The 26308-nt window shown below is 65.9% G+C and carries 29 protein-coding genes; 19 read left to right on the top strand and 10 right to left on the bottom strand.

The genetic code is table 11. The features are described 5' to 3' along the window. The first annotated feature begins 58 nt into the window (after positions 1 to 58). Positions 59 to 2389, top strand: a complete 2331-nt coding sequence (locus DTPSY_RS13625) for a DNA translocase FtsK (protein ID WP_015914048.1) — start codon at positions 59 to 61, stop codon at positions 2387 to 2389. Positions 2390 to 2444: 55 nt separating this feature from the next. After that, on the top strand, positions 2445 to 3083 hold the full coding sequence (lolA, locus tag DTPSY_RS13620; RefSeq protein ID WP_015914047.1) for an outer membrane lipoprotein periplasmic chaperone LolA: 639 nt from the start codon (positions 2445 to 2447) through the stop codon (positions 3081 to 3083). Between the two features lie 60 nt (positions 3084 to 3143). Here lolA and DTPSY_RS13615 read toward each other — a convergent pair whose 3' ends face one another. The 4 genes from DTPSY_RS13615 to DTPSY_RS18420 form a co-directional block, all read right to left on the bottom strand. After that, positions 3144 to 3809: a uracil-DNA glycosylase family protein gene (locus DTPSY_RS13615; RefSeq protein WP_015914046.1), complete on the bottom strand. Its 666-nt coding sequence runs from the start codon at positions 3807 to 3809 to the stop codon at positions 3144 to 3146. Next, a complete protein-coding gene (locus DTPSY_RS13610; RefSeq protein WP_015914045.1) occupies positions 3809 to 4198 on the bottom strand; it encodes a DUF488 domain-containing protein in 390 nt (129 codons plus the stop codon). Before DTPSY_RS13610 ends, DTPSY_RS13615 begins: the two co-directional genes overlap by 1 nt. A gap of 348 nt (positions 4199 to 4546) precedes the next feature. After that, positions 4547 to 4792, bottom strand: a complete 246-nt coding sequence (locus tag DTPSY_RS18205) for a DUF1010 domain-containing protein (protein WP_015914044.1) — start codon at positions 4790 to 4792, stop codon at positions 4547 to 4549. Positions 4793 to 4822: 30 nt separating this feature from the next. Continuing rightward, positions 4823 to 5269 carry a hypothetical protein gene (locus DTPSY_RS18420; RefSeq protein WP_148215378.1) on the bottom strand — a complete coding sequence of 149 codons (447 nt, stop codon included), beginning with the start codon at positions 5267 to 5269 and terminating at the stop codon, positions 4823 to 4825. A 127-nt stretch (positions 5270 to 5396) separates the two neighbouring features. Here DTPSY_RS18420 and DTPSY_RS13605 point away from each other — a divergent pair, with 127 nt between their 5' ends. The 9 genes from DTPSY_RS13605 to DTPSY_RS13565 all read left to right on the top strand — a co-directional run bounded on the left by DTPSY_RS13605 (position 5397) and on the right by DTPSY_RS13565 (position 14012). Next, positions 5397 to 6395: an integron integrase gene (locus DTPSY_RS13605; RefSeq protein WP_015914043.1), complete on the top strand. Its 999-nt coding sequence runs from the start codon at positions 5397 to 5399 to the stop codon at positions 6393 to 6395. After that, positions 6392 to 7720, top strand: coding sequence for a replication-associated recombination protein A (locus DTPSY_RS13600; RefSeq protein ID WP_015914042.1), 1329 nt, complete (start codon positions 6392 to 6394; stop codon positions 7718 to 7720). Before DTPSY_RS13605 ends, DTPSY_RS13600 begins: the two co-directional genes overlap by 4 nt. Before the next feature lie 356 nt (positions 7721 to 8076). Then, positions 8077 to 9006 (top strand): branched-chain amino acid ABC transporter permease, encoded by a 930-nt coding sequence (locus DTPSY_RS13595; protein WP_011806482.1) that lies wholly within the window; start codon positions 8077 to 8079, stop codon positions 9004 to 9006. A gap of 13 nt (positions 9007 to 9019) precedes the next feature. Beyond that, positions 9020 to 10096 (top strand): ABC transporter permease subunit, encoded by a 1077-nt coding sequence (locus tag DTPSY_RS13590; protein ID WP_015914041.1) that lies wholly within the window; start codon positions 9020 to 9022, stop codon positions 10094 to 10096. Between the two features lie 21 nt (positions 10097 to 10117). Beyond that, complete coding sequence (locus DTPSY_RS13585; protein WP_011806480.1) at positions 10118 to 10900, top strand: ABC transporter ATP-binding protein; 783 nt, start codon at positions 10118 to 10120, stop codon at positions 10898 to 10900. A 12-nt stretch (positions 10901 to 10912) separates the two neighbouring features. After that, entirely contained in the window at positions 10913 to 11641 is a 729-nt protein-coding gene (locus DTPSY_RS13580; protein ID WP_015914040.1) for an ABC transporter ATP-binding protein, read from the top strand. A gap of 119 nt (positions 11642 to 11760) precedes the next feature. Further along, entirely contained in the window at positions 11761 to 12123 is a 363-nt protein-coding gene (locus tag DTPSY_RS13575) for a DMT family protein (RefSeq protein ID WP_011806478.1), read from the top strand. 171 nt (positions 12124 to 12294) lie between these two features. Further along, on the top strand, positions 12295 to 12942 hold the full coding sequence (locus tag DTPSY_RS13570) for a DUF47 domain-containing protein (RefSeq protein ID WP_011806477.1): 648 nt from the start codon (positions 12295 to 12297) through the stop codon (positions 12940 to 12942). Between the two features lie 59 nt (positions 12943 to 13001). Next, positions 13002 to 14012, top strand: coding sequence for an inorganic phosphate transporter (locus DTPSY_RS13565; protein ID WP_011806476.1), 1011 nt, complete (start codon positions 13002 to 13004; stop codon positions 14010 to 14012). 137 nt (positions 14013 to 14149) lie between these two features. Here the strand turns inward: DTPSY_RS13565 and DTPSY_RS13560 are convergent, their stop codons facing one another. Together DTPSY_RS13560 and DTPSY_RS13555 are read right to left on the bottom strand one after the other, a co-directional pair. Beyond that, a complete protein-coding gene (locus DTPSY_RS13560) occupies positions 14150 to 14596 on the bottom strand; it encodes an NINE protein (protein ID WP_011806475.1) in 447 nt (148 codons plus the stop codon). Positions 14597 to 14618: 22 nt separating this feature from the next. Beyond that, complete coding sequence (locus DTPSY_RS13555; protein ID WP_015914039.1) at positions 14619 to 15140, bottom strand: GNAT family N-acetyltransferase; 522 nt, start codon at positions 15138 to 15140, stop codon at positions 14619 to 14621. 127 nt (positions 15141 to 15267) lie between these two features. On the opposite strand from DTPSY_RS13555, the gene rpsP reads away from it, so the two are divergent. The 6 genes from rpsP (at position 15268) to DTPSY_RS13525 (ending at position 19332) form a co-directional block, all read left to right on the top strand. After that, the gene (gene rpsP / locus DTPSY_RS13550) at positions 15268 to 15519 is read left to right on the top strand and encodes a 30S ribosomal protein S16 (RefSeq protein WP_011806473.1); all 252 of its coding nucleotides are present in this window, start codon (positions 15268 to 15270) and stop codon (positions 15517 to 15519) included. An 89-nt stretch (positions 15520 to 15608) separates the two neighbouring features. Then, on the top strand, positions 15609 to 16181 hold the full coding sequence (rimM, locus tag DTPSY_RS13545; RefSeq protein WP_015914038.1) for a ribosome maturation factor RimM: 573 nt from the start codon (positions 15609 to 15611) through the stop codon (positions 16179 to 16181). 18 nt (positions 16182 to 16199) lie between these two features. Next, entirely contained in the window at positions 16200 to 16967 is a 768-nt protein-coding gene (trmD, locus tag DTPSY_RS13540) for a tRNA (guanosine(37)-N1)-methyltransferase TrmD (RefSeq protein ID WP_015914037.1), read from the top strand. A 113-nt stretch (positions 16968 to 17080) separates the two neighbouring features. Then, the gene (gene rplS, locus DTPSY_RS13535) at positions 17081 to 17464 is read left to right on the top strand and encodes a 50S ribosomal protein L19 (RefSeq protein WP_011806470.1); all 384 of its coding nucleotides are present in this window, start codon (positions 17081 to 17083) and stop codon (positions 17462 to 17464) included. A gap of 78 nt (positions 17465 to 17542) precedes the next feature. Beyond that, positions 17543 to 18268, top strand: a complete 726-nt coding sequence (locus DTPSY_RS13530; protein ID WP_434060543.1) for a CoA pyrophosphatase — start codon at positions 17543 to 17545, stop codon at positions 18266 to 18268. Between the two features lie 77 nt (positions 18269 to 18345). After that, positions 18346 to 19332, top strand: coding sequence for a CobD/CbiB family protein (locus DTPSY_RS13525; protein ID WP_015914035.1), 987 nt, complete (start codon positions 18346 to 18348; stop codon positions 19330 to 19332). A gap of 65 nt (positions 19333 to 19397) precedes the next feature. Here DTPSY_RS13525 and rsgA read toward each other — a convergent pair whose 3' ends face one another. From rsgA to DTPSY_RS13510, 3 genes are read right to left on the bottom strand one after another with little or no spacing between them, the layout of a single operon-like run. After that, entirely contained in the window at positions 19398 to 20366 is a 969-nt protein-coding gene (rsgA, locus tag DTPSY_RS13520) for a ribosome small subunit-dependent GTPase A (RefSeq protein ID WP_041838880.1), read from the bottom strand. 4 nt (positions 20367 to 20370) lie between these two features. Beyond that, positions 20371 to 20709: a 4a-hydroxytetrahydrobiopterin dehydratase gene (locus DTPSY_RS13515; protein ID WP_015914033.1), complete on the bottom strand. Its 339-nt coding sequence runs from the start codon at positions 20707 to 20709 to the stop codon at positions 20371 to 20373. Next, positions 20706 to 22019, bottom strand: a complete 1314-nt coding sequence (locus DTPSY_RS13510) for a M48 family metallopeptidase (protein ID WP_015914032.1) — start codon at positions 22017 to 22019, stop codon at positions 20706 to 20708. Before DTPSY_RS13510 ends, DTPSY_RS13515 begins: the two co-directional genes overlap by 4 nt. A gap of 38 nt (positions 22020 to 22057) precedes the next feature. Here DTPSY_RS13510 and orn point away from each other — a divergent pair, with 38 nt between their 5' ends. Together orn and DTPSY_RS13500 are read left to right on the top strand one after the other, a co-directional pair. Then, positions 22058 to 22636 (top strand): oligoribonuclease, encoded by a 579-nt coding sequence (gene orn, locus DTPSY_RS13505; RefSeq protein WP_015914031.1) that lies wholly within the window; start codon positions 22058 to 22060, stop codon positions 22634 to 22636. Between the two features lie 282 nt (positions 22637 to 22918). Continuing rightward, positions 22919 to 24769 (top strand): DEAD/DEAH box helicase, encoded by a 1851-nt coding sequence (locus DTPSY_RS13500; protein ID WP_015914030.1) that lies wholly within the window; start codon positions 22919 to 22921, stop codon positions 24767 to 24769. 275 nt (positions 24770 to 25044) lie between these two features. On the opposite strand, the gene DTPSY_RS13495 is transcribed toward DTPSY_RS13500, so the two are convergent. Beyond that, positions 25045 to 26280 (bottom strand): multidrug effflux MFS transporter, encoded by a 1236-nt coding sequence (locus DTPSY_RS13495; RefSeq protein ID WP_015914029.1) that lies wholly within the window; start codon positions 26278 to 26280, stop codon positions 25045 to 25047. Positions 26281 to 26308 lie beyond the last annotated feature (28 nt).

Raw genomic sequence — 26308 nt, 5'->3', positions numbered from 1 at the left:
CAGCGCACGGCGCACAGACGCGTCGTCGGCATGGGGTAAGCTTGCGCGCTCTTATCCCATGACGTACTCCCTCAACACCCTGAACGCTTCTTCCTCCAGCAAGTCGGCGCCACGCACCGGCGCGGCGCGCTTCGGCCATGAGATCGGCCTGGTGCTGGGCCTGCTGGGCCTGGTGTTCTGGCTGCTGGCCCTCGTGAGCTATTCCGCGCAGGATGCGGCCTGGTCCACATCGGGTGCGGGCAATGGACAGCCGCTGTCCAATTGGGTGGGCAGGCTCGGGGCGTGGCTCGCCGACGGCAGCTACTTCGTGCTGGGCTTTTCCGTCTGGTGGTGCGTCGCCGCGGGCGTGCGCGCCTGGTTTGCGTCGCTGGCGCGCTGGATGCGCGGCGATGGCGCCGCCGGCCACGCGCCGTGGCAGCGCCGCGGCGTATTCTGGGGCGGCCTGGCGCTGCTGCTGTGCGCCAGCACGGCACTGGAATGGTCGCGGCTGTACCGGTTCGAAGCCCTGCTGCCCGGCCATGCGGGCGGCATGCTGGGCTATATGACGGGGCCGCTGGCCGTGCGCTGGCTCGGGTTCACGGGCTCGGGCCTGGCCGGCGTGGTGGTGGTCGTGCTGGGCGCAGCGCTGGTGTTCCGTTTCTCCTGGGGACATCTGGCCGAGCGCCTGGGCGGGCGCATCGATGCGCTGGTGCAGCGCGGCCGGGCGCGGCGCGAGAAGGCCAAGGACGTGGCCGTGGGGCGGCGCGCCGCGCGCGAGCGCGAGGAAGTGGTGCAGGAAGAGCGCCACGAGATTGAGGTGCAGCACCCGCAGCCTGTCACCATCATCGAGCCCGTGCTGTCCGATGTGGTGCAGAGCACCCGCGTGGTGAAGGAGCGCCAGAAACCTCTGTTCAGCGAGATGCCCGACAGCAACCTGCCGCAGGTGGACCTGCTGGACGCCGCGCAGGCGCGCCAGGAGACGGTGTCGCCCGAGACGCTGGAGATGACCAGCCGCCTGATCGAGAAGAAGCTCAAGGACTTCGGCGTGGACGTCACCGTGGTGGCCGCCATGCCCGGCCCGGTGATCACGCGCTACGAGATCGAGCCCGCCACGGGCGTGAAGGGCTCGCAGATCGTGAACCTGGCCAAGGACCTGGCGCGTTCGCTGTCGCTGGTGTCCATCCGCGTGATCGAGACCATTCCTGGCAAGAACTTCATGGCGCTGGAACTGCCCAACGCCAAACGCCAGACCATCCGCCTGTCGGAGATCCTGGGCTCGCAGGTCTACCACGACGCCAAGAGCCTGCTGACCATGGGCCTGGGCAAGGACATCGTGGGCGCGCCCGTGGTGGCGGACCTGGCCAAGATGCCGCACGTGCTGGTGGCGGGCACGACGGGCTCGGGCAAGTCGGTGGGGATCAACGCCATGATCCTGTCGCTGCTCTACAAGGCCGAGGCGCGCGACGTGCGCCTGCTGATGATCGACCCCAAGATGCTGGAAATGTCGGTTTACGAGGGCATTCCGCACCTGCTCGCGCCGGTGGTCACCGACATGAAGCAGGCCGCCCACGGGCTGAACTGGTGCGTGGCCGAAATGGAGCGCCGCTACAAGCTCATGAGCAAGCTGGGCGTGCGCAACCTCGCGGGCTACAACACGAAAATAGACGACGCCAAGGCGCGCGAGGAGCACATCCCCAACCCCTTCAGCCTCACACCGGAGAGCCCGGAGCCGCTGGAGCGGCTGCCGCACATCGTGGTGGTGATCGACGAGCTGGCCGACCTGATGATGGTCGTGGGCAAGAAGATCGAGGAGCTCATCGCCCGCCTGGCGCAGAAGGCGCGTGCTGCCGGCATTCATTTGATTCTGGCCACGCAGCGCCCCAGCGTGGACGTGATCACCGGCCTGATCAAGGCCAACATCCCCACGCGTATCGCTTTCCAGGTCAGCAGCAAGATCGACAGCCGCACCATCCTGGACCAGATGGGCGCCGAGGCCTTGCTGGGCATGGGCGACATGCTTTACATGGCCAGCGGCACGGGCCTGCCCATCCGCGTGCACGGCGCCTTTGTCTCCGATGACGAGGTGCACCGCGTTGTCAGCTACTTGAAGGAACAAGGGGAGCCGGACTACATCGAAGGGGTGTTGGAAGGCGGTACCGTCGAGGGCGACGACAGCGGCTTCGGCTTTGGCGACAGCGAAGGCGGCGGCGAGAAGGACCCCATGTACGACCAGGCCGTGGAGGTGGTGCTGAAAGACCGCAAGGCCAGCATCTCCTACGTGCAGCGCAAGCTGCGCATTGGCTACAACCGCTCCGCGCGCCTGCTCGAAGACATGGAGAAGGCCGGCCTGGTGAGCGCTCTCACCGCCAGCGGCCAGCGCGAGGTGCTGGTGCCCGCGCGCAGCGAGTAAAGCAGCCTGGGCACGCTCCCTGGCCCGCTGTCCACGCAACCGCTTGCATGGAGAAATGGTGTTGAAGAAAATATTTGCTGCGATTTTGATAGCTGCTGGCGCTGGTTGCGCCTGGGCTGACGGCCTGAAAAGCCTTGAAACCTTCATGAAGTCCGCCCAGAGCGGCCGGTCCGAGTTCACGCAGACCGTGACCTCGCCGCCCAAGGACGGCCAGGCGGGCCGCACCAAGACCTCCAGCGGCAGTTTTGAGTTCCAGCGTCCGGGGCGCTTCAAGTTCCATTACCGCAAGCCGTTCGAGCAGCTCATCGTGGCCGATGGGCAGACCCTGTGGCTGTACGACGCGGACTTGAACCAGGTGACCCAGCGCACGCAATCCAAGGCGCTGGGCAGCACGCCCGCGGCGCTGCTCGCGTCCGCGCCCGACCTAGCGGCGCTGCGCGCCGACTTCGCGCTGGAGTCGGCGCCCGAGCAGGACGGCCTGCAGTGGGTGCTGGCTACGCCCAAGGCCAAGGATGGCCAGCTCAAGAGCGTGCGCGTGGGCTTCGCGGGGGAGCAACTGGCGGCGCTGGACATCCTGGACAGCTTTGGGCAGCGCTCGCTGATCCGCTTCACCGGCATGCAGCTCAACCCGGCGCTGCCGGCAGGCACCTTCCAGTTCAAGCCGCCTGCGGGGGCGGATGTGCTCTCGCAGTAGTTGCTTCTGTTTCGATAGCTGCTAGCGCTTATGGGGTAAGCGCTAGAGCCCTGTTTTGCTCTAAACCGCCAGCACGGTCGCCACGCGTGCCCGCACCAGCGGCAGCAACTCGGACTCGAACCACGGGTGGCGCTTGAGCCAACCGTTGTTGCGCGGGCTGGGGTGCGGCAGGGCCAGGACGGGCGCATCCGGCAGGGTGCAGGTGCTGCGCACGGTTTCCCCCAGCGGCTGCCCGCGGCAGGCGGCCAGATGCCAGGCCAGCGCGTATTGGCCCACGGCCACGGTCAGCGCGATGTTCGGCAGCCGTGCCAGCAGCGGCACGCGCCACGCGGGGGCGCATTCGGGGCGGGGCGGTGCATCGCCCGAGGCGCCACGGCCCGGATAGCAAAAACCCATCGGCACGATGGCCACGCGCGCCGGGTCATAGAAAGTCTCGCGCGTCAGCCCCAGCCACGTGCGCAGGCGCTCGCCGCTCGCATCATCGAAGGGGATGCCCGAGGCATGCACCTTGCGCCCCGGTGCCTGCCCCACGATCAGCAGGCGCGCGCGTGCATCGGCCTGCAGCACGGGGCGTGGGCCCAGCGGCAGGTAGGGCGCGCAGATCGTGCAGGCGCGCACGCGGCGCAGCAGCGCATCCAGCGGCTCGTCGCGGCGTGTGTCGTCGCGCGGCAGTCCGTTGCGTGGCAATGCATGACCCGGCAATTCGTTGCGCGGCGGCTTCGCCATCAGTCCGCAATGCGTGCGCCGGCTTCGGACAGCAGCGCGCGCAACACCGAGCGGTGGCAGCGCGCCTCGTCCTCGCAGTAGCAGCCCACCGAGAAATTGTTGTGCTGCGACAGCGCGGCCAGCAGCGCGATGGTGTGGCGGTTCTCCGGCGTGGCCATCTCCTGGCGGAACTGCTGGGTGAAGGCGGCCCATTCCTTGGGCGTCTGCGCGGCCTGGGCGCGCTTGACGGTCTCGGGGCTGGGCGAGAGGTTGGGGTACCACACGTCATACCAGTCCTGTGCCGCGAACTGCTCCTTGGGCACGCCGCGTGGCGGCCGGCGCACGGTGCCGATGCGCGTGCCTTCGTCGCGTGCGCGGGGAGTGCCGAGGCGGACGATGCGGATGGGCATGGTGCGGTACAGATACGGGCGACAGGAAGAGCTAACACCTGAACTCAGCCGCGCTGCACAGTGGCGGCAACGCTGCTAGCGTAGCGCATGCACGCGACTGCTGCCACGAACCAACGTCTGATACTCGCGGTAAGCCGCGCCGGACTGCGAAGCAGGGAGGGCACCCGCAAGCGGAGTTTGCCGGCGTCGGCTTGACCAATTGGTCAGGCAGCCCCAGCACGTCAATTGTTAGGCATACGCTACCCATCCACGGAACGTAAAAGCGGCGTAGAACAAGGAAACGCGCTTGAAGCCGGCTTTGCGCATCAGTTCTTCGTCCTGCATCGGCGACAGGATTTTTCTTCGGTGCTAACGGCCAAGGTAAGCCGCCCGCCGTAGGCGGGTCGGCTTGAACGCCGGGTTAGACCCGCAGGCCAAAAGGGAGCGCCCGGACTTGAACAAGGGCGCAGCCCACGAAAAAGCGCTGGGCCAAGAAAGCGGCGCAGCGCTGCAAGAATGATAGCTGGTGGCGCTTGCTGCACAAGCGCTGGAGGCCAAAAAGGCTTGAAAACCTTTGGAACAGGGCCGAGCGCTGGAACGAGTGGCTGCGCGCATGAAGCGGGTGATGGGACTAACGCCCTGAGTTCAGCCGCCGCCGTAGGCGGTCGGCTGCGACGAATGGTTAGAACTATTTTTGAAGGCATCTGATTTCAACCACTTCTCGCGGAGTTTGGGATACCGCTCACGATCATCATTGCCTGTGATGTCAATAAATGGGTATGAAGTAAATGAATTATCTTTTTTGTATGCGTAAAGTGATTTGCCGGATAAGTTGACTCCACCCCTATCTGCTAAATGCTGTTTTACTAATTCGGACATTCTCTCTGCTGGCTGCAGGTCGTAAAAGTTATTTTTATACTGTACCTTTTCTACACCATTTGGAAATTTGTAGACCACTCGCTCAATAGAGTCTGAAATGTATAAAGTGCAAAAACCAGTTCCGCACAGCATTTCCAAGAGGTAACATTTGACGGAACGATGAACTCTGTATCTATTGTCCCCTTTTGGGGGGTGTTGTATTTCTTTTGTCATGTGAATTTCTAACTAGAATTAGATCTCTGCATGCTATCGACCGGCCGCGGCCTAAGTCAAGCAGGCTGTCAAGCCTCTCCATAAATGCCCATGGCAGCGGTAATTTAGACCGCCTAAAATTTCACGGATGGATGCGCCTTCCGTTTCACGCCCACCCGCCGTGCGACAGCCGCCCCGGCTGCTGGAGTCGATGCGCGAGCGCATCCGGGTGCTGCACTATTCCATTCGCACCGAGCAGGCTTACGTGGATTGGGCGCGCCGCTTTATCTTGTTCCATGACAAGCGCCATCCGCGCGAGATGGGGGCACCGGAGGTCACCGCTTTTCTAACCCACCTGGCTGTTGAGCGCAATGTGTCCGCCTCTACGCAGAACCAAGCCAAGGCCGCCATTTTGTTTCTCTACAAAGAGGTGCTGCAGCAAGACTTGCCCTGGCTGGATGAGATTGTTTCGGCCCGCAAGGCGCGCCGCCTGCCGGTGGTGTTGACGCAGCGCGAAGTGCGCGAGCTGCTGATGCACCTGCAGGGCACGCAGTGGCTGGTTGCCTCGCTGCTGTACGGCACGGGGATGCGCATTCTGGAGGCACTGCGCCTGCGCGTGAAGGATGTGGAGTTCGAACGGCGTGAACTGATCGTGCGCGAAGGCAAGGGGAACAAGGATCGTGTGACCGTCCTGCCCGAGAATCTGATCACACCGTTGCGCGAGCAGATGGAGCGCGCCCGTGCGCTGCACCGCAAGGACTTGGATGCGGGTCTTGGTGCCGTGTGGTTGCCTGATGCGTTGGCCGTGAAGTACGCGAATGCAGCCACGGCTTGGGGATGGCAGTACGTATTCCCCAGCGCGGTGCGTTCGGTGGACCCGCGCTCGGGCGTGCAGCGGCGCCATCACCTGCTGGAGCAGTCGGTGCAGAAGGCCGTGGCGCTGGCTGCGCGCCGCGCGGGCATCGACAAGCCTTGCACACCGCATGTGCTGCGGCATTCTTTTGCCACCCACATGCTGCAGGCAGGTTACGACATCCGCACCGTGCAGGAGTTGCTGGGTCACAAGGATGTGAGTACCACCATGATCTACACCCATGTCTTGAACAAGGGCGGGCGCGGGGTGTTGAGCCCGCTCGATACGCTATGAGTCGCGCTTCCCCGCTGGCCCACCAGCCCTTGGCCGAACGCCTGCGTCCGCGTTCGCTGGCAGAGGTCATTGGCCAGCAGCATGTGCTGGGGCCGGGCATGCCGCTGCGGCTGGCGTTTGAATCGGGCCGCCCGCACAGTTGCATCCTGTGGGGGCCGCCCGGCGTGGGCAAGACCACGATTGCGCGCCTGATGGCCGAGGCGTTCGATGCGCAGTTCATCAGCATCAGTGCCGTGCTGGGCGGCGTGAAGGACATCCGCGATGCCGTGCAGCAGGCCGAGAGCGCACGCGACGGGCTGATGCAGCAGCGCACTATCGTTTTCGTGGACGAGGTGCACCGCTTCAACAAGAGCCAGCAGGACGCGTTCTTGCCGCATGTGGAAAGCGGCCTTTTCACTTTCGTGGGGGCGACCACCGAGAACCCTTCGTTCGAGGTCAACTCGGCCCTGCTGTCGCGTGCCGCGGTCTATGTGCTGCAGCCTCTGGGCAGCGACGACTTGAAGCAAATTGTGGCCAAGGCCCAGGCGCTGCAAGCGCTACCAGCTATTGAAAATGCAGCACTGGAGCGCCTCATCGCCTATGCCGACGGGGATGCGAGGCGCCTGCTCAACACGCTGGAAACCCTGGAGGTCACCGCAAGCCAGGCGGGCATCGAGCGCATCGAAGACGCCTGGCTGCTGCAGGTGCTGGGCGAGCGCATGCGCCGCTACGACAAGGGTGGCGAACAGTTCTACGACACCATCAGCGCGCTGCACAAGTCGGTGCGCGGCTCCGATCCTGATGCTGCGCTGTACTGGCTGGTGCGCATGCTCGACGGCGGGGCGGACCCCCGCTACATGGCGCGGCGCATCGTGCGCATGGCCTGGGAGGACATCGGTCTGGCCGATCCGCGTGCCATGCACATCGCGCACGACGCTGCGCAGACCTATGAACGCCTGGGCAGCCCTGAGGGCGAGCTCGCGCTGGCGCAGGCCGTGATCTACCTCGCCGTGGCGCCCAAGAGCAATGCGGGCTACATGGCCTACAACAAGGCCCGCGCCTTCGTGAAGCAGGACGGCACGCGCCCCGTGCCGCTGCACCTGCGCAATGCGCCCACCCAACTCATGAAGCAGTTGGACTACGGCAAGGACTATCGCTACGCGCACGACGAAGAGGGCGGCTTTGCCGCGGGCGAGAACTACCTGCCCGATGGCATGGATCCGCCGGGCTTTTACGCACCGGTGCCGCGCGGGCTGGAGATCAAGATCGGCCAGAAGCTCGATGAACTGCGCGCGCGCAATGCGGCAGCGCAGCGTGGCCCCGACGACGTGCCCCCAGACGCCTAGGCTTCGAGTGGCTTCTTGTGTGAGGGGCTAGCGGCGGGCCGACCACGGTCCCGTTGTACGGCTTTGTTCAGCCCAATCCATGGCCGTTGGGAATAAGCGCATTCCCTGATCGCGTCGCAATCATCAATATTTCTAATGCGCGCGGCACCCGCCTGATGCGCCCTCCAATCAAGGGAAAACCCCGTCCAAACGTGGTAGGGACGGCGTGTTTCCTCTGACTACAATTTCTTCACAAACCCGCGCAGACCCTTGCCTGGCGGGTTTTTTGCTAGATGGCGAACGGGCCCACAAGGCTGCATCGATTCGCGGTGCTTGGCTGGTGTGCACGTCAATAGTCGATACAAAGGACTCAACATATGGACATCTTGCTGCAGCAGATCATCAATGGTCTGGTTCTGGGCAGCATGTACGCCTTGATAGCCTTGGGCTACACCATGGTGTACGGCATCATCCAGCTCATCAACTTCGCGCACGGGGAAGTGCTCATGGTCGGCGCGCTGACCAGCTGGAGCTGCATCGGCCTCATGCAGGAGGCCATGCCGGGTGCGCCCGGCTGGCTCATTCTGCTGCTGGCCACGCTGATCGCCTGCGTGGTGGCGGCGGTACTCAATTTCACCATCGAAAAAGTCGCCTACCGGCCGCTGCGCAACAGCCCGCGCCTGGCCCCCTTGATCACCGCCATCGGCATGTCGATCCTGTTGCAGACGCTGGCGATGATCATCTGGAAGCCCAACTACAAACCGTACCCCACGCTGCTGCCCACCCAGCCGTTCCAGGTGGGCGGCGCGGTGATCACCACCACGCAGGTGCTGATCCTGGGCGTGACGGTGGTGGCGCTGGCTTCCATGGTCTACCTGGTCAACTACACACGGCTGGGCCGCGCCATGCGCGCCACGGCAGAGAACCCGCGCGTGGCCGCGCTCATGGGCGTGAAGCCCGACATGGTGATCTCGGCCACCTTCATCATCGGCGCGGTGCTGGCCGCCATCGCCGGCATCATGTGGGCCTCCAACTACGGCACGGCGCAGCACACCATGGGCTTCTTGCCGGGGCTGAAGGCGTTCACCGCGGCGGTGTTCGGCGGCATCGGCAACCTGGCTGGCGCCGTGGTGGGCGGACTTCTGCTGGGGCTCATCGAGGCCATCGGCTCCGGCTACATCGGCACCCTCACCGGGGGTGTGCTGGGCAGCCACTACACCGACATCTTCGCCTTTATCGTGCTCATCATCATCCTGACGCTGCGCCCCTCGGGCCTGCTGGGTGAGCGTGTGGCCGACCGCGCCTGAGGAGCCAACGACCATGAAAAACCACAAGATCCAATGGATCCTGGGCGGCATTGCGCTGCTGGTTCTGCCCCTGGTGCTGCAGTACTTCGGCAACGCCTGGGTGCGCATCGCCGATCTGGCCCTGCTGTACGTGATGCTGGCGCTGGGCCTGAACATCGTGGTGGGTTACGCCGGCCTGCTCGACCTGGGGTACGTGGCCTTCTATGCCGTGGGCGCCTACATGTTCGGCCTGCTGGCCTCGCCGCACCTGGCGGACAACTTCGCGTGGTTCGCCGCGCAATTCCCCACCGGGTTGCACATGTCGCTGTGGATGGTGATCCCGCTGGCCCTGGTGCTGGCGGCATGCACCGGCGTGCTGCTGGGCATACCGGTGCTCAAGCTGCGCGGCGACTACCTGGCCATCGTGACGCTGGGCTTTGGCGAAATCATCCGCATCTTCATGAACAACCTGGACCACCCGGTCAACATCACCAACGGCCCCAAGGGCCTGGGGCAGATCGATTCGGTGAAGATCTTCGGGCTGGACCTGGGCAAGCGGCTGGAGCTGTTCGGCTACGACATCAACTCCGTCACGCTGTACTACTACCTGTTCCTGTTCCTGGTGCTGGTCACCATTTTGGTGTGCTATCGCCTGCAGGATTCGCGCATCGGGCGCGCGTGGATGGCCATCCGCGAAGATGAGATCGCCGCCAAGGCGATGGGTATCAACACGCGCAACATGAAGCTGCTGGCCTTCGGCATGGGCGCTTCGTTCGGCGGCGTGGCCGGCGCCATGTTCGGCGCGTTCCAGGGCTTCGTCTCGCCCGAGTCGTTCAGCCTGATGGAGTCGGTGATGATCGTTGCCATGGTGGTGCTGGGCGGCATCGGCCACATTCCCGGCGTGATCCTGGGTGCCGTGCTGCTGTCCGCGCTGCCCGAGGTGCTGCGCTACGTGGCCGGCCCGCTGCAGGCGATGACCGACGGGCGGCTGGATTCCTCCATCCTGCGCCAACTGTTGATCGCCTTGGCCATGATCATCGTGATGCTGCTGCGCCCGCGGGGCCTGTGGCCAGCGCCCGAGCATGGCAAGAGCCTTGCGCAGAAGTCCTGACACCACCGGTAGAGCAACAACATGGCAGATACATCGAAAGAAGTGGTGCTGAAGGTCGCGGGCATCTCCAAGCGTTTTGGCGGCCTGCAGGCGCTGTCCGACGTGGGCATCACCATCCAGCGCGGCCAGGTCTATGGCCTGATCGGCCCCAACGGCGCGGGCAAGACGACGTTCTTCAACGTCATCACCGGCCTGTACACGCCCGATGCGGGCAGTTTTGAACTGGCGGGCCAGCCCTACGAGCCCCGCGCCGTGCACCTGGTGGCCAAGGCGGGCATTGCGCGCACCTTTCAGAACATCCGGCTGTTCGCCGACATGACGGCGCTGGAGAACGTGATGGTGGGGCGGCACATCCGCACGCATTCCGGGCTCTTCGGGGCCATCTTCCGCACCAAGAGCTTCAAGGAGGAGGAGGCGGCCATCGCCAAGCGCGCGCAGGAGCTGCTGGACTACGTGGGCATCGGCAAGTACGCCGATTTCAAGGCGCGCACGCTGTCGTACGGCGACCAGCGCCGCCTGGAGATCGCGCGCGCCCTGGCCACCGATCCGCAACTGATCGCGCTGGACGAACCCGCCGCCGGCATGAACGCCACCGAGAAGGTGCAACTGCGCGAGCTGATCGACCGCATCCGCAACGACAACCGCACCATCTTGCTCATCGAGCATGACGTGAAGCTTGTGATGGGCCTGTGCGACCGTGTCACGGTGCTGGACTACGGCAAGCAGATTGCCGAGGGAACCCCTGCCGACGTGCAGAAGAACGAAAAAGTGATCGAGGCCTATCTGGGCACCGGCGGGCACTGAAGGACGCAAGACATGGCCGAAAAATCCAACAAAATTCTATTGCAGGTCAAGGGCCTGAAGGTGGCCTACGGCGGCATCCAGGCCGTCAAGGGGGTGGACTTCGAGGTGCGCGAGGGCGAGCTGGTCACGTTGATCGGCTCCAACGGGGCGGGCAAGACCACCACCATGAAGGCCATCACCGGCACACTGGGCATGAACGATGGCGACATCGAGTACCTGGGCCAGAGCATCAAGGGCAAGGGCGCGTGGGACCTGGTCAAGCAGGGGCTGGTGATGGTGCCCGAGGGGCGCGGCGTGTTCGCGCGCATGACCATCACCGAGAACCTGCTCATGGGCGCCTACACGCGCGACGACAAGGCGGGGATTGCCGCCGACATCGAAAAGATGTTCACCATCTTCCCGCGCTTGCGCGAGCGCAAGGACCAGTTGGCGGGCACCATGTCCGGTGGCGAGCAGCAGATGCTGGCCATGGGCCGCGCGCTGATGAGCCAGCCCAAGGTGCTGCTGCTGGACGAGCCCTCCATGGGACTGTCGCCCATCATGGTGGACAAGATCTTCGAGGTGGTGCGCGACGTGTACGCCCTGGGCGTGACCATCGTGCTGGTGGAGCAGAACGCCAGCCGCGCGCTGGCGATTGCCGACCGCGGCTACGTGATGGAGTCCGGCCTGATCACCATGGCCGGCGGGGGACGGGATCTGCTCAGCGATCCGCGCGTGCGCGCCGCCTACCTGGGTGAGTGAAAGGGCGGCCGCTGGCCGCTGGAACAGGCACCGCTGCGGCGGTGCTTTGTTTTTTATAGCTACCAGCGCTTGATGGATATGCGCTAGAGTGTGATTTGGCTTGTAAAATCCGCCGCGCCATGCACGCTCTGCAATCCCTGCCCATCCCCCTCCAGACCATCCTGCTGCTGGTTGCCAGCAACATCTTCATGACCATGGCCTGGTACGGCCACTTGAAGAACCTGGCCACCGCCCCGTGGTACGTGGCGGCGCTGGTGAGCTGGGGCATCGCCCTGTTCGAATACCTGTTGCAGGTGCCGGCCAACCGCATTGGGCATACGCAGTTCAGCGTGGGGCAGCTCAAGATCATGCAGGAGGTGATCACGCTGACGGTGTTCGTGCCCTTCGCCGTGTTCTACCTGAACGAGCCGCTCAAATGGGACTACCTCTGGGCGGGCCTGTGCCTCGTCGGGGCGGTGTATTTCATCTTCCGCAGCGCGTAGGAGCCGAGCCGCGCAGACCCTGCCGGGGGCGCCGATCTCTGCGCATCCGCTTTGACCTGGTGCGCCGGGCGGCTGTCTGGCGCCGGTTAAACTCGCGGTTTTCGCAGATTTGTCACGTCTTGGTCATCTCTGCGTCACATATACCGCCAGAAGGTTCGATCAGGAGTCGGCATGTTGTTTGGAAAGCTGTTGCCCCGCGAGGGCAATTTTTTCGAGATGTTCAACCAGCATGCAGACCGCATCGTCGAGGCCGCGCGGGCGTTCTCGCAACTGGTGGCGAACTACAGCGACACCCACCTGCGCGACCAGTACAACCAGGACGTGGACAACGCCGAGCGCGCCGCCGACCGCGTGACGCATGAGGTCAACCGCACGCTGCACAAGACCTTCATCACGCCCATCGACCGTGAGCAGATCCACTCGCTGATCAACACCATGGACGACGTGGCCGACCTGATCCAGGACTCGGCCGAGACCATGGCGCTGTACGACATCCACCACATGACGGACGAGATCACCCGCCTGACGGACCTCAGCCTCAAGTGCTGCGAGCGCGTGCAGGACGCGGTGAAGCTGCTGTCGCGCATTGCCGATCCGGCCGTGGCCGAGGCCGCGCTCAAGACCTGCGAGGAAATCGACCGCCTGGAGGGCGACGCCGACCGCGTGCTGCGCAGCGCCATGAGCAAGCTGTTCCGCGAGGAGCCGGACGTGCGTGAGGTCATCAAGCTCAAGGCCATCTACGAGCTGCTGGAGACCATCACCGACCGCTGCGAAGACGTGGCCAACCTCATCGAGGGCATCATCCTCGAGAACTCCTGAGGCGCGGCCGCAGGCCTGCGCTTCGCATTCCTGGCAGGGCTCGCCCCCTCATTCCCAGCATGGAAACAGTACAAACCGCCCTGTGGATCGTGGTCGTGCTCGTGGCGCTCGCCATCGTGTTCGACTTCATGAACGGGTTCCACGACGCCGCCAACTCCATCGCCACCGTGGTCTCCACGGGCGTGCTCAAGCCCACGCAGGCCGTGGTCTTCGCGGCCTTCTTCAACTTCGTCGCCATCTTCGTGTTCCACCTGAGTGTGGCGGCCACCATCGGCAAGGGCATCGTGGATCCGAGCGTGGTGGACACCCACGTGATCTTCGGCGCGCTGGTGGGGGCCATCACCTGGAACGTCATCACCTGGTACTACGGCATCCCCAGCAGCTCATCGCACGCACTGATCGGCGGCATCGTGGGCGCGGTGATCGCCAAGACCGGCGCGGGCGCACTGGTGGCCAGCGGCATCTTCAAGACCGTGGCCTTTATCTTCGTGTCGCCCATGCTGGGTTTCCTGCTGGGCTCGTTGATGATGCTGATCGTGGCCTGGGTCTTCCGTCGCACCAGTCCGAACCGCGTGGACAAGTGGTTCCGCCGGCTGCAGCTCGTCTCCGCCGGGGCCTACAGCCTGGGCCACGGCGGCAACGACGCGCAAAAGACCATCGGCATCATCTGGCTGCTGCTGATCGCCACGGGCTACGCCTCGGCGGGCGATGCCTCGCCCCCCATGTGGGTCATCATCTCGTGCTACGCGGCCATCGGCATGGGCACCATGTTCGGCGGCTGGCGCATCGTGAAGACCATGGGCCAGAAAATCACCAAGCTCAAGCCCGTGGGGGGCTTCTGCGCCGAGACCGGCGGCGCGATGACGCTGTTCATCGCCACTGCGCTGGGCATCCCCGTGTCCACCACCCACACCATCACGGGCGCGATCGTGGGCGTGGGTTCCACCCAGCGCGCCAGCGCCGTGCGCTGGGGCGTGGCCGGCAACATCGTCTGGGCGTGGATCCTGACCATCCCCGCCAGCGCCTTCGTGGCGGCGATCGCCTATTGGGTGAGCCTGCAGCTCTATTGACCTTCGCGGGGCGGCGGAGCCGGTGGGCGCCAGCTTTGCGCCGCAGTGCGCGGCGCCCGCGATCTGCCAGGCTGGAGTGGTTTTGCTATCGTTTGAGTAGCTGCTAGCGCTTGTCCATCAAGCGCTAGAGCCTGATTTCATTGTGAAATCTTGCGCGCTTCCTCGATCTGGTATTCAAAGTAGCGCTGGAAGCTGAAGGCAATGCTGGCCATCAGCACGGCCGTGCCCACCAGCAGCGATGTCGCAATGGCAAACACCGTGAACCAGTGCGTCCGCCCCGGCGCGGCGTCGGGCGCCGCAGCGGGGTTGAAGCGCGCGTTCCACCGCTCGGGCGTCATCAGACCGTAGAGGATCGCGCGCAGTGCGCAGCCTGCGATCGTGAATCCCAGCAGCGGAATCAGCATCCAGCTCAGCTGATCGTCCTGCCCCCATTGCTGCACGCGCTGGATGCCGTACACGCCCAGGGCCGTGGGGATCGGCAGCAGCCAGCCGATCCAGTCGCCCAGTCCGTACAGGTAAAAGCGGTGCAACCCCAGCGGGCCGCCCAGGAACGCCAGCCACGCGGCAACAGTCTTGTTCTTCATGGCCGCGATTATTGGCGCGCCTTCATTCGGGGGCGGTGGTATCGCCCGCGCCCAGGGGCTTTTCCATGAGCACGATGTCGCGCCAGGCGCCGAACTTCCAGCCCACGGAGCGCATCACGCCCACATCGGTGAAACCTGCGGCCCGGTGCACGCCGATGGAGCCCGCATTGGCCGAGTCGCCGATCACTGCCAGCAGCTTGCGTACGCCGGCGGCCTCGGCCTGCATGGCGAGGGCCTCCAGCAACTGCCGTCCCAGGCCCCGGCCGCGCGCCGCGTCGGCGACATAGATCGAATCCTCGGCTGAGAAACGGTAGGCAGGGCGGGGCTTGAACCAGTTGCAGTAGGCAAAGCCCAGGACCTGGCCTGCTTCTTCGGCCACCAGATAGGGCAGGCCCTTGGCCAGCACATCCGCGCGACGCGCCGCCATGTCCTGCGCCGTGGGCGGGTCGATCTCGAAGGTGCCCGTGCCGTGCAGCACGTGGTGGGTGTAGATGGCGGTGATGGCGGCGACGTCTTTGTCCCGGCTGGCGCGGATGAGGGGCATCTTTTCTGTGTTGTGGATATAATCGCGGACTTTGCAGCGTGTCGCTGGCCGGGTGGCCAAGTCGCGTGTCTCAAACGCCGCAAAACAGAGCGCAGCCACTGCTGTGTAACCACCCGAAGGATTCATTATGGTCGTGATTCGACTCTCCCGCGGCGGCTCCAAGGGCCGTCCGTTCTTCAACATCGTCGTTGCCGACAAGCGCGTGCGCCGTGACGGTCGCTTCATCGAGCGCCTGGGCTTCTACAATCCTTCCGCCAAGGAAGGCGAAGAAGGCCTGCGCATCGCCCAGGACCGCCTGACGTACTGGAAGGGCGTGGGCGCACAACCCTCTCCCACCGTGGACCGTCTGATCAAGCAAGCCGCCCAGAAGGCCGCCTGATCGTTCGCACTCCCGAAAAGGGCGGGCTCCGTTGGTGCAACTGACGGACCCCGCCTTTTTTCTTTGCCTCACCCTCGCATCCCGCCGCCATGCCCCAGCTGCCTGTCCTGGAAACCGCCGAACTGCCCTCCGACGCCGTGGAGGTGGGCCGCATCACCGATGCCTGGGGCGTGAAAGGGTGGTTCAAGGTGCTGCCCTACAGCAGCAACCCCGAGGCACTGCTCGCCGCCAAGTCCTGGCTGTTGCAGCCGGCGGAAAAGGGCGCCAAGAGTTTTTTCGCTGGCACCGTGCTGCTGCCCATCCGGCAGGCGCGCACGCATTCGGACTCGGTGGTCGCCTGGGCACAGGGTGTGGACGACCGTGACGCAGCAGAGGCGCTGCGCGGCGCGCGCATCTTCGTGCCCCGCGCCACCTTCCCAGCGGTGGGCGATGACGAGTACTACTGGGTGGACCTGATTGGCCTGCCTGTGGTCAACCGCGAGGGCGTGGCGCTGGGCACCGTGCGCGACCTGCTGCCCACGGGGCCGCAGACCACGCTGGTGCTAGCCTACGAGCACGAAGGCAAGCCGCACGAGCGCATGATTCCCTTTGTGTCGGCCTATGTGGACAAAGTGGACCTGGCGGGGCGCTGTATCACCGTGGACTGGCAACCCGACTATTGAGGCGGTTGTCCGCGTGCCATGCGTTTCGATGTCATCACTCTGTTTCCCGAGCTGTTCGAGCCGTTTCTTGCCAGCGGCGTGACGCGGCGCGCCTACGCGTCGGGCCAGGTAGCGGTGCGGCTGTGGAACCCGCGCGACCATGCGGAGGGCAACTACCGCCGCGTGGATGACCGGCCCTTTGGCGGCGGCCCCGGCATGGTCATGCTGGCCGAGCCGCTGGCGCGCTGCCTGGCCGCCATCCGCGCCGATCGTGGCGAGGCCGAGCAGGCGCGGGCGCCCCTGGTGCTGTTCTCCCCCATTGGCCGCCGGCTGGACCATGCCGCGGTGCAGGACTGGTCCGCTGGCGCGGGTGCCATCTTGCTGTGTGGACGCTACGAAGGCGTGGACCAGCGTTTCATCGACGCCTACGTGGATGCGCAGATCAGCCTGGGCGACTTCGTGCTTTCGGGCGGCGAGATCGCGGCCATGGCGCTGCTGGACGCCGTGGCGCGCCTGCAGCCGGGCGTGTTGCACGACGAGGGTAGCCACCAGCTCGACAGCTTCAACCCCGCGCTGGACGGGCTGCTGGACTGTCCGCACTACACGCGCCCCGAGGAATGGGCCGGCCGCGCCGTGCCCGCGCCGCTGCTGTCTGGCCACCATGCGCAAATCGAGCGCTGGCGGCGCGATCAGCGCCTGCTCATCACCGCGCGCCACCGCCCGGACTTGCTGCAGGCCGCGCGCGAGCGCGGGCAGCTCACGCGCGCGGACGAGGCCCTCTTGGCGCAAAACGCAAGCTTGCTATAATCGCCTGTTCTCGATCCTCTGGCCGGCCGCTGTGGGCCTGAACCATAGCCACAAAGGCGCCAATAGGGGCGCCCTGCCAATCCTGGCGCGGACATGATCGTCGGAAACCAACCATGAACCTGATCCAGATCCTCGAGCAGGAAGAAATCGCCCGCTTGAACAAGACCATTCCCTCGTTCGCGCCTGGCGATACCGTCATCGTGAACGTGAACGTGGTGGAAGGCACCCGCAAGCGCGTGCAGGCCTACGAAGGCGTCGTGATCGCCAAGCGCAACCGTGGCCTGAACAGCGGCTTCACCGTGCGCAAGATCTCCAGCGGCGAAGGCGTGGAGCGCACGTTCCAGACCTACAGCCCGCTGATCGCCAGCATCGAAGTGAAGCGCCGCGGCGACGTGCGCCGCGCCAAGCTGTACTACCTGCGCGAGCGCAGCGGCAAGTCGGCGCGTATCAAGGAAAAGCTGCCTTCGCGCGTCAAGGCAGCTGCAGTGGCCGCATAAATACGGCTGCGCTCACCGCGCGACTCGAAACCGCTACAGTGCGAAAGCCTGTAGCGGTTTTTTCTTTTTTGAACCCCCGTGAGTTCTCATCGTCCTGTCGGCGCGTCCTCTGCGGCGGCCCTGCCTTCGCTGTCCTTGCTGCCTCACTTCGATCCGCGCACCGTGCCGCTCGTAGGGGTGGACGACCATTTACCCGCCGTGCCCCCGCATGCGCAGACGCCGGAGGCACTGCGACTGCGCTTTGCCGCGCCGCCGCCCTGGACGCCTGAGGTGCAGCGCGAGAAGAAGTTCGCGGAACGCGAGCCCGCGCACGCCGCCGTCCTCGTGCCCATCGTGCTGCGCGAGCGGCCCACGGTATTGCTCACCGAGCGCACGGCGCACCTGTCCACGCATTCCGGCCAGGTGGCCTTTCCGGGAGGGCGCACCGATCCCGAAGACCGCGATGCCGCCGCCACCGCGCTGCGCGAGGCGCAAGAGGAGGTGGGCCTGGAGCCGCACTGGGTCGAGGTGCTGGGCAACCTGTCGATGTATGTGACCGGCACCTCGTTCCTCGTCACGCCGGTGGTCGCGCTGGTGCGGCCGGGCTTCGCGCTCCAGCCCAACCCGTACGAGGTGGCTGACGTGTTCGAGGTGCCGCTGGACTTCCTGCTCAACCCCGCGCACCACGAGCGCCATCGGCTGCAGTGGCAAGGCGCGCAGCGCGAATGGTTCGCCATGCCCTACCAGGACGGCGCGACGACGCGCTACATCTGGGGTGCCACGGCTGGCATGCTGCGCAACTTCTACCGCTTCATGATGGCCTGAAGGGGGCGCCGCAGCGAGGCTGCCGCACTGTCGCCTGTGGTGTTGGGCCTTGTAACAAGCGCCAGTATGATTGCCGCATGAGTTTCTTTGCCATCCTGTTCGCATTGCTGATCGAGCAGGCGAGACCGCTCGCGCGCAGCAACCCCATCCATGCAGGACTGCGTGCCTGGGCGGTGTCGGTGAACCGCAACTTCGACGCGGGGCAGTCGCACCACGGCTGGGTGGCCTGGGGACTGGCCGTGCTGGTGCCGCCGCTGGTGGTGTTGGCGGTGCACTTGGCGCTACTGCACTGGCTGGCGTGGCCGTTCGCCCTGGTCTGGAACGTGGCCGTGCTCTACGTGACGCTGGGCTTTCGCCAGTTCAGCCACCATTTCACGGGGATACGCGACGCGCTGGAGGAGGGCGACGCGGCCGATGCGCGGGCGCGTCTGGCGCAGTGGAAGCAGGTGGAGGTGAGCGAGCTGCCACGCAGCGAGATCGTGCGCCACGTGATCGAGTACTCGGTGATTGCGGCGCACCGCCATGTGTTTGGCGTGCTGGCGTGGTTCTCCATTCTTGCGGCGCTGGGGTTGGGCCCGACCGGGGCGGTGCTCTACCGCCTGGCGGAGTTCGTGTCGCGCTACTGGGGCGCGCGTGCGCGCGAGACGACGCAGCCGCCCAGCGAGTCGCTGCAGCAGGCCGCGGCCCAGGCATGGACGGTGATCGATTGGCTTCCCGCACGGCTGACGGCGTTGTCTTTTGCCGTGGTGGGCAGCTTCGAGGAGGCCATCGAGGGCTGGCGCTTCCACGCACAGCGCTTCCCCAACGACAACGATGGCGTGGTGCTGGCGGCAACCGCCGGGGCCATCAATGTGCGCCTGGGCGGCGAGGCGCTGCGCAGCCGCGCAGGTGCGCAGGAGCAGCCGGGCTTCGAGGTGGACGCCGACATTGGCGACAGCGACAGTACTCCTGGCCGCGAGCCCGAGGTAGGCCACCTGCGCAGCGTGGTGGGGCTGGTGTGGCGCTCGGTCGTGGTGTGGATGCTGCTGCTGGCCTTGCTCACCTTCGCGCGGCTGCTGGGGTGATGCTCCTTATTTAATAGCTGTCAGCGCTTGCTGAATAAGCGCGAAAGCCACTTTTCGCTTCAAACTCAGTAGGGACTCTCGCTCAACTCCGCAAACAACTCGCCATAGATGCGGTAGCGCTGGGGGCTGATGGCCTGCGCGTCTTGTTCGTCGCGCACCTGGGCCTGCACCGCGCACCCGGGCTCGTGCAGGTGGGTGCAGTTGTAGAAGCGACAACCCTCGGCATGGGCTGCGATGTCGGGCATGTAGCGCGCCAGGTCGGTGGGCGCGAGGTGGCGCAATCCAAATTCCTGAAAGCCGGGCGAATCGATGAGCGCCGTAGTGCGCTGCGGGTCGATCCAGTACAGCGTGGTGGTGGTGGTGGTGTGGCGGCCCGAATTGAGGGCCTGCGAGATCTCGCCCGTCTGCGCCGAGGCGCCGGGCACCAGCAGGTTGACCAGCGTGCTCTTGCCGGCGCCCGAGGGGCCCAGCACCAGCGTGGTCTTGCCGGCCAGCAGGTGCATCAGCATGTCGCGGTCCACCGCCCCCGATTCGCTGAGTGACAGCGGCAGCACGCGGTAGTGGTGCTGCGTGTCCTGCTCGCCCCCCATATGGCGGTAGGGCCACAGGCGCTCCCAGGCGCGCGCGAACGGCTCGACCAGGTCGCTCTTGTTGAGCGCGATCAACGGCGTGATGCGCGCCGCTTCCGCGGCGATGAGAGCGCGCGCGAGTTGGCTTTCGGAGAACACAGGCTCGGCCGCGATCAGGATCAGCACCTGGTCCAAATTGGCGGCGAACGACTTGGTGCGCACCTCGTCCTGGCGGTACAGCAGGTTGCGCCGTTCCAGCACCTTTTCGATGGTGCCCTCGTCGCCATGGCCGCGGCCCTGGCCGGGCGCGGCGGGCTGCCACAGCACGCGGTCGCCCACCACGGCCTGGCTCTTCTTGCCGCGCGGGTGGCAGATGCGGCGCTCGCCGCCCGCGCTCTCCACCACGCAATGGCGGCCGTGGCTGGCGACCACCAGGCCTTCAAGGCGCGCAGGGGCTTGGGCCATGGGCTCAGGGTGCGAGCAGTGCATCGATGCGCGTCGCGCAATCGATGTCGGTCGCCGAAATGCCGGCCACATCATGCGTATTCAGGCGCACCACGCAGCGGCCGTAGTGCACCGACAGATCGGGGTGGTGATCCTGCGCATGGGCAATGAAGGCCACGGCATTCACGAAGGCCATGGTCTCGTGGTAATTGGCGAAGCGGTAGGTCTTCTCGATGGCGACATCGGCGCCGTCGCCGGACAGTTGCCAGCCCGGCAGATCGACCAGTTTTGCTACTATTTCAGTAGCTTTCAGCGCGCGCCTGGTTTGTGTGGACCAGTCTTTCTTGGGGAACATCGAATTCATGGCTGCAAGGCCACGGGCAGACGCGCCAGGCGCTCCGTGGCGGGAGGGTGAGAGTAGTAGAACTTCGCAAACACCGGATCGGGCGTGAGCGTGGAGGCGTTGTCTTCGTAGAGCTTGAGCAGGGCGGACGCCAGGTCGTCGCCGCTGCTCTGGGCCGCAGCGTAGGCATCGGCCTGGAACTCATGGCGCCGCGAGAGCTGCGCCAGTACGGGCGTGACGAACAGCGTGAACACGGGCGCTGCAAGTAGGAACAGCAGCAGCGCCAGCGCGTCGTTGGGCGCGGCGCCGGGCACGCCCGGCAGCATCAGGTTGGGTTGCACGCCCAGGCCCGTGTAGAACCACGCGCGCGTGGACAGCCAGCCCAGCAACGCAAAGCCCGCCAGGCTGATGGCGAACATGCCGACCAGGCGCCGCGTGATGTGCTTGTGCTTGAAGTGGCCGAGTTCGTGCGCGAGCACGGCTTCCACTTCGCCGGGCGACAGCTGTTTGAGCAGCGTGTCGTAGAACACCACGCGCTTGGCCTTGCCCACGCCGGTGAAATAGGCGTTGGCGTGCGCGCTGCGGCGGCTGCCGTCCATCACGAACAGGCCCTTGGCTGCGAAGCCGCAGCGCTGCATCAGCGCGGTGACGCGCGCCTTGAGCGATTCGTCCTCCAGCGGCTGGAACTTGTTGAACAGCGGCGCGATGAACAGCGGGAAGACCACCATCAGCAGCAGATTGAAGCCCATCCACGTGCCCCAGGCCCACAGCCACCACAGCGGTCCGGCGGCGCCCATGAGCCACAGGATCAGCGCCGCGATCGGTAGGCCGATCACCGCGCCCAGCAGCGTGGACTTGAGCAGGTCGGCCAGCCACAGGCGCGGGGTCATCTGGTTGAAGCCGAAGCGCTGCTCGATCACGAAGGTCTGGTACAGCGCGACGGGCAGGTCGATGGCACCCCCGATGAGCACGAAGCAGGCCAGCAGTGCCAATTGCTGCAGCATGCCACCGCCTAGCCAGGACAGCAGCGCCTGGTTCAGCGCATCCAGCCCACCCAGCAGCGTCCAGCCCAGCACCACGGCGGTAGCCAGCGCCATTTCCAGCAGGCCGAAGCGCGCCTTAGCAATGGTGTAGTCGGCCGCCTTTTGGTGCGCGGCGAGCGGAATGCGGTGGGCGAAGGCCGTGGGCACGGCGCCGCGGTGCTGCGCCACGTGGCGGATCTGGCGTGTGGCCAGCCACAGGCGCAAGGCAAGGCCTGCGAGCAGCAGTCCGGCGAACACCAGTGTGGTCAGGTGGGATGGCGAGAGGAGGGAGGCGGAAGGAGGCTGCATCTGCGCGCGAGTTTAGGCCATCGGCGACAATTCCCGGCATGTCTGACACTGCCAACCCTACTGTTCCCGCGCTTGCCAAATCCGACCAGAACCTCGTCTGGCTGGACTGTGAAATGAGCGGCCTCAACCCCGAAACCGAACGCCTGCTGGAGATCGCCGTGGTCGTTACCAGTGCCGACCTCACGCTGCGCGTCGAAGGGCCGGTGTTCGCCATCCACCAGGCGGACGCGGTGCTGGACGGCATGGACGCCTGGAACAAGGGCACGCATGGCCGCAGCGGCCTCATCGACAAGGTGCGGGCCTCCACGATCACCGAGGCCGATGCCGAGCGCGAGCTGCTCGCCTTCCTGTCGCGCTATGTACCCAAGGGCGTGGTGCCGATGTGCGGCAACAGCATTGGGCAGGACCGGCGCTTCCTGGTGAAGTACATGCCCAAGCTGGAGGCGTTCTTCCACTACCGCAATGTGGACGTGAGCACGCTGAAAGAGCTGGCCAAGCGCTGGAAGCCTGAGGCCTACAGCTCGTTCAAGAAGGCGCAGCGCCACACGGCCCTGGCCGATGTGCACGAATCCATCGACGAACTACTGCACTACCGCACGCATCTGCTGGCCGTTTGATCCTCGTTTGCGGGAAAACCCGAATCGTGCGACAATCGCAGGCTTGCGTGAAAACGACCCCCAAACCCGACTGAAGGTTTGGCCGCATCGCGCAGCCCTTGCGCATCTCCCTTCTCACAATGGGTTGCGGGCCTTGAACGGTTTCCAGCGTTCCAGCGCCTGCGTCAATGACCCACCCGCCCAGCTCTCACTGCTGGTGCAGGTTTCGTTGGATGGTTGATGTTTTGATGAACCACTGACGAAGCCGCCGCGGGTTGCACCCGCGCGCTTCATACATACGACATGACAGACACCATGCACGTGCAGGGCGAGATCGCGCCTGCCCAATCCCCTATGGCCGCTTCGATTGAGGCGCCTGTTTCTCCGATTACCGCCGCGCCCGCTCTGCCCGCCGGCTTCATCGAACTGGGCCTTGCGCCCGAACTGGTGCAGGCTGTGGCCGACCTCGGCTACACCGAGCCCACGCAGGTGCAGACTCGCGCGATTCCCTTGGCCATGGGCTCGGGCGATGACGCGAGCTTCATCGATCTGATGGTCTCCAGCCAGACTGGCAGCGGCAAGACTGCGGCCTTCCTGCTGCCCGTGCTGCACACGCTGATCCGCCAACAGGCCGAGGCCGAAGTCGCCGAGCGCGCCGCTTTCGAGCGCGCCGCCGCCGAGGCGGCCGCGCGTGGCGAGGCCCCCCCGAAGCGCCCCAAGCGCAAGAACCCCACGCAGGCGCGCAACTTCAAGGCGGCGACGCCCGGTGCGCTGGTGCTGTGCCCCACGCGCGAACTGGCGCAACAGGTGGCGCACGATGCCATCGATCTGGTCAAGCACTGCAAGGGCCTGCGCATCGCCAACGTGGTGGGTGGGATGCCCTACCAGTTGCAGATCGCCAAGCTGCAGAATGCCAACCTGGTGGTGGCGACGCCGGGCCGCCTGCTGGACCTGCAGCGGTCGCAGCAGATCAAGCTGGACCAGGTGCAGTTCCTGGTGGTCGATGAGGCCGACCGCATGCTGGATCTGGGCTTCTCCGACGACCTGGCCGAGATCAACCAGCTCACCGCCCAGCGCAAGCAGACCATGATGTTCAGCGCCACCTTCGCGCCGCGCATCCAGCAGCTCGCCATGCGGGTGATGCACGACAACGGCGCGTCGGTGAAGAAGATCCAGATCGACACGCCGCAGGAAAAGCACGCCAACATCAAGCAGATGCTGTACTGGGCCGACAACGCGCAGCACAAGCGCAAGCTGCTGGACCACTGGCTGCGCGATGCCTCCATCGACCAGGCCATCGTGTTCGCCAGCACCCAGGTGGAGTGCGATGGTCTGGCCAATGACCTGCAGCAGGAAGGTTTCAGTGCCGTGGCTTTGCACGGCGCCCTGAGCCAGGGCCTGCGCAACCGCCGCCTGATGGCGCTGCGCAATGGCCAGGTGCAGATCCTGGTGGCGACCGACGTGGCCGCGCGCGGCATCGACGTGCCGACCATCACCCACGTCTTCAACTTCGGCCTGCCCATGAAGGCCGAGGACTACACGCACCGCATCGGCCGTACGGGCCGCGCCGGCCGCGACGGTTTGGCCGTGACCTTTGCCGAGTTCCGCGACCGCCGCAAGATCTTCGACATCGAGGGCTACAGCCGCCAGCAGTTCAAGGCCGAGGTGGTCGCAGGCCTGGAGCCTACCCAGCGCTTCCCGCAAGGCGGCCGCGCAGACTTCGGCGGTCGTGGCGGGCGTGATGGCCACCGTGGCCCGCGCGAGCAGCGCTTTGGCCGCGGCGGCAGCGAGCGCGGCTTTGGTGATCGTGGTGGCTATGGCGACCGTGGCGGCTTCAATGACCGTGGCGGCTTTGCCGACCGCGGCCCGCGCGGCGCAGCCCCCCGCTCTGGCGAGGGCTATGGCGCACCGCGCGGTGGCGATCGTGGCAACAGCTTCGGCGGCCGCCGCGACGGTGAAGGCTATGGCCGCAAGAGCGGGTTTGGCGAAGCCTCCCGGTTTGGCGACGCCGGCCGCCATGGTGGTGGCCGCGGCGACGCTGCAGCACCCCGCGCAGACTTTGGCCGCAAGCCCGCGTTTGCCAAGCCGCAGGGCGCGGGCAAGCCGTTCGTACCCCACGGTGCCGGCAAGCGCCCGGCGCGCAACGACCGCTAAGCCGGCAGCGCGGACCCCATGACAAGCCAGCCCTCTCGTCCAGGGCTGGCTTTTTTATTGCGCGCCAACTCCCCGCGAAGCGCACCGGGCCGCGCAGGAGATCAACAACCCGTTCGTCCGGGCCGGGGCCGTGGACCTCTCGGAGGGCAGGCTATTGCGGCTTGAGGGGCGAGTTGCTGGGTGCACCGAGCCGGCCCGGCGAGTAGATGCAGAAGCTGCACGACTGCGGCGCCAGGGGCGCCGGTCGCCCCGGCACACGGGGCCGCGCGCCGCTCTCAGCCCACGTGCATGGTGTGGCGGCCGATGTCCGGCCAGCGGTGGTGCAGGTAGATCCAGGACACCAGCCCCACCAGCATCAGCAGCAGTGAGGCCGCCGCCAGCGCCAGGGCCGAATGCATGACCAGCGGCGCCACTACGCCCGCCACCAGGCCGTTGGCCGTGGCGCCCACGAATGCCTGCAGCGACGAGGCCATGCCCCGGCGCTGCGGGTACAGGTCCAGCACCAGCAGCGTGACCACGGGCACCATCAGGGCCCAGCCGAACGAGAAAATGCCGATGGGCCACAGCGCCCACGACACGTGCGGCGCCAGCGCCAGGTTGGCGCCCAGGTTGAGCAGCGCCATCGCCAGCATGATCACGAAGCCGTGGCGGATCTGGCGCTTGGGCGGGATGCGACCGGCCAGCCGGCCGCTGGCCCAGGCGCCGCCCATGATGCCGGCGATGTTGATCACGAAGAACCAGAAGAACTCCGTGGGCCCCAGGCCCAGCAGCTCACCCAGGAAGGCCGGGGCCGACAGCACGTAGAGGAACATGCCGTTGAACGGCACGCCGCTGGCCAGCGCTAGCAGGATGAATCGTGGGCTGGTGCCCAATTCCCAATAGCCGCGCAGCAGGTGGCCCATGTGGATCGGCTGGCGCTTGTGCGCGGGCAGCGACTCGGGCAGCAGGCGCCAGTTGGCCACCCACAGCAGCACGCCCACGCCCGTCAAAAACCAGAACACGCTGTGCCAGCCCAGGTGCACCGACAGCCAGCCGCCTACGATGGGCGCGATGGCCGGCGCCACGCCGAAGAAAATCGTCACCTGCGCCATGACCCGCTGCGCCTGCGTGGGCGGGAACATGTCGCGGATCACGGCGCGCGACACCACGATGCCTGCGCCGGCCGACAGGCCCTGCAGCGCCCGGAACGCTACCAACTGTCCGATGCTCTTCGACAGCGCGCAACCCAGGGAAGCGAGCGTGAAAACGGCCAGGCCCCACAGCACCACGGGCCGCCGCCCGAAGCTGTCGGACAGGGAGCCATGGAACAACGTCATGAAGGCGAACGCGAACAGGTAGGCCGACAGCGTCTGCTGCATCTGCACCGGTGTGGCCTGCAGCGCGCCCGCGATGGCGGGGAAGGCGGGCAGGTACGTGTCGATGGCGAACGGCCCCACCATGCCCAGCAGAGCCAGCAGGATGGCCAGTGCCCAGCGCGGCGCGCGCCACAGGTGTTCCGCGTCAGAGTGCATGGTGTGGGAAATCGGGGGAGGGCGCGCA

Origin of the sequence: [Acidovorax] ebreus TPSY, assembly GCF_000022305.1 — a bacterium.
Lineage (GTDB): Bacteria > Pseudomonadota > Gammaproteobacteria > Burkholderiales > Burkholderiaceae_C > Diaphorobacter > Diaphorobacter nitroreducens.
The sequence above is the reverse complement of the archived record's forward strand: the minus strand, read 5'-3'. Positions and strand labels throughout refer to the sequence as shown.

Bases quoted from the DNA above. Each gene is read 5' to 3' on its own strand.
- DTPSY_RS13625 (WP_015914048.1), top strand. From the start codon at position 59: ATGACGTACTCCCTCAACACCCTGAACGCTTCTTCCTCCAGCAAGTCG.
- DTPSY_RS13555 (WP_015914039.1), bottom strand. From the start codon at position 15,140: ATGCCCCTCATCCGCGCCAGCCGGGACAAAGACGTCGCCGCCATCACC.
- DTPSY_RS13580 (WP_015914040.1), top strand. From the start codon at position 10,913: ATGGCCGAAAAATCCAACAAAATTCTATTGCAGGTCAAGGGCCTGAAG.
- DTPSY_RS13560 (WP_011806475.1), bottom strand. From the start codon at position 14,596: ATGAAGAACAAGACTGTTGCCGCGTGGCTGGCGTTCCTGGGCGGCCCG.
- DTPSY_RS13495 (WP_015914029.1), bottom strand. From the start codon at position 26,280: ATGCACTCTGACGCGGAACACCTGTGGCGCGCGCCGCGCTGGGCACTG.
- DTPSY_RS13595 (WP_011806482.1), top strand. From the start codon at position 8,077: ATGGACATCTTGCTGCAGCAGATCATCAATGGTCTGGTTCTGGGCAGC.
- DTPSY_RS13525 (WP_015914035.1), top strand. From the start codon at position 18,346: ATGAGTTTCTTTGCCATCCTGTTCGCATTGCTGATCGAGCAGGCGAGA.
- DTPSY_RS13515 (WP_015914033.1), bottom strand. From the start codon at position 20,709: ATGAATTCGATGTTCCCCAAGAAAGACTGGTCCACACAAACCAGGCGC.
- rpsP (WP_011806473.1), top strand. From the start codon at position 15,268: ATGGTCGTGATTCGACTCTCCCGCGGCGGCTCCAAGGGCCGTCCGTTC.
- orn (WP_015914031.1), top strand. From the start codon at position 22,058: ATGTCTGACACTGCCAACCCTACTGTTCCCGCGCTTGCCAAATCCGAC.
- DTPSY_RS13610 (WP_015914045.1), bottom strand. From the start codon at position 4,198: ATGCCCATCCGCATCGTCCGCCTCGGCACTCCCCGCGCACGCGACGAA.
- DTPSY_RS13605 (WP_015914043.1), top strand. From the start codon at position 5,397: ATGGATGCGCCTTCCGTTTCACGCCCACCCGCCGTGCGACAGCCGCCC.
- DTPSY_RS13600 (WP_015914042.1), top strand. From the start codon at position 6,392: ATGAGTCGCGCTTCCCCGCTGGCCCACCAGCCCTTGGCCGAACGCCTG.
- DTPSY_RS13585 (WP_011806480.1), top strand. From the start codon at position 10,118: ATGGCAGATACATCGAAAGAAGTGGTGCTGAAGGTCGCGGGCATCTCC.
- DTPSY_RS13590 (WP_015914041.1), top strand. From the start codon at position 9,020: ATGAAAAACCACAAGATCCAATGGATCCTGGGCGGCATTGCGCTGCTG.
- DTPSY_RS13510 (WP_015914032.1), bottom strand. From the start codon at position 22,019: ATGCAGCCTCCTTCCGCCTCCCTCCTCTCGCCATCCCACCTGACCACA.
- rimM (WP_015914038.1), top strand. From the start codon at position 15,609: ATGCCCCAGCTGCCTGTCCTGGAAACCGCCGAACTGCCCTCCGACGCC.
- rsgA (WP_041838880.1), bottom strand. From the start codon at position 20,366: ATGGCCCAAGCCCCTGCGCGCCTTGAAGGCCTGGTGGTCGCCAGCCAC.
- DTPSY_RS13570 (WP_011806477.1), top strand. From the start codon at position 12,295: ATGTTGTTTGGAAAGCTGTTGCCCCGCGAGGGCAATTTTTTCGAGATG.
- DTPSY_RS13575 (WP_011806478.1), top strand. From the start codon at position 11,761: ATGCACGCTCTGCAATCCCTGCCCATCCCCCTCCAGACCATCCTGCTG.
- lolA (WP_015914047.1), top strand. From the start codon at position 2,445: ATGGTGTTGAAGAAAATATTTGCTGCGATTTTGATAGCTGCTGGCGCT.
- rplS (WP_011806470.1), top strand. From the start codon at position 17,081: ATGAACCTGATCCAGATCCTCGAGCAGGAAGAAATCGCCCGCTTGAAC.
- DTPSY_RS13615 (WP_015914046.1), bottom strand. From the start codon at position 3,809: ATGGCGAAGCCGCCGCGCAACGAATTGCCGGGTCATGCATTGCCACGC.
- trmD (WP_015914037.1), top strand. From the start codon at position 16,200: ATGCGTTTCGATGTCATCACTCTGTTTCCCGAGCTGTTCGAGCCGTTT.
- DTPSY_RS18420 (WP_148215378.1), bottom strand. From the start codon at position 5,269: ATGACAAAAGAAATACAACACCCCCCAAAAGGGGACAATAGATACAGA.
- DTPSY_RS18205 (WP_015914044.1), bottom strand. From the start codon at position 4,792: ATGCGCGCAGCCACTCGTTCCAGCGCTCGGCCCTGTTCCAAAGGTTTT.
- DTPSY_RS13500 (WP_015914030.1), top strand. From the start codon at position 22,919: ATGACAGACACCATGCACGTGCAGGGCGAGATCGCGCCTGCCCAATCC.
- DTPSY_RS13565 (WP_011806476.1), top strand. From the start codon at position 13,002: ATGGAAACAGTACAAACCGCCCTGTGGATCGTGGTCGTGCTCGTGGCG.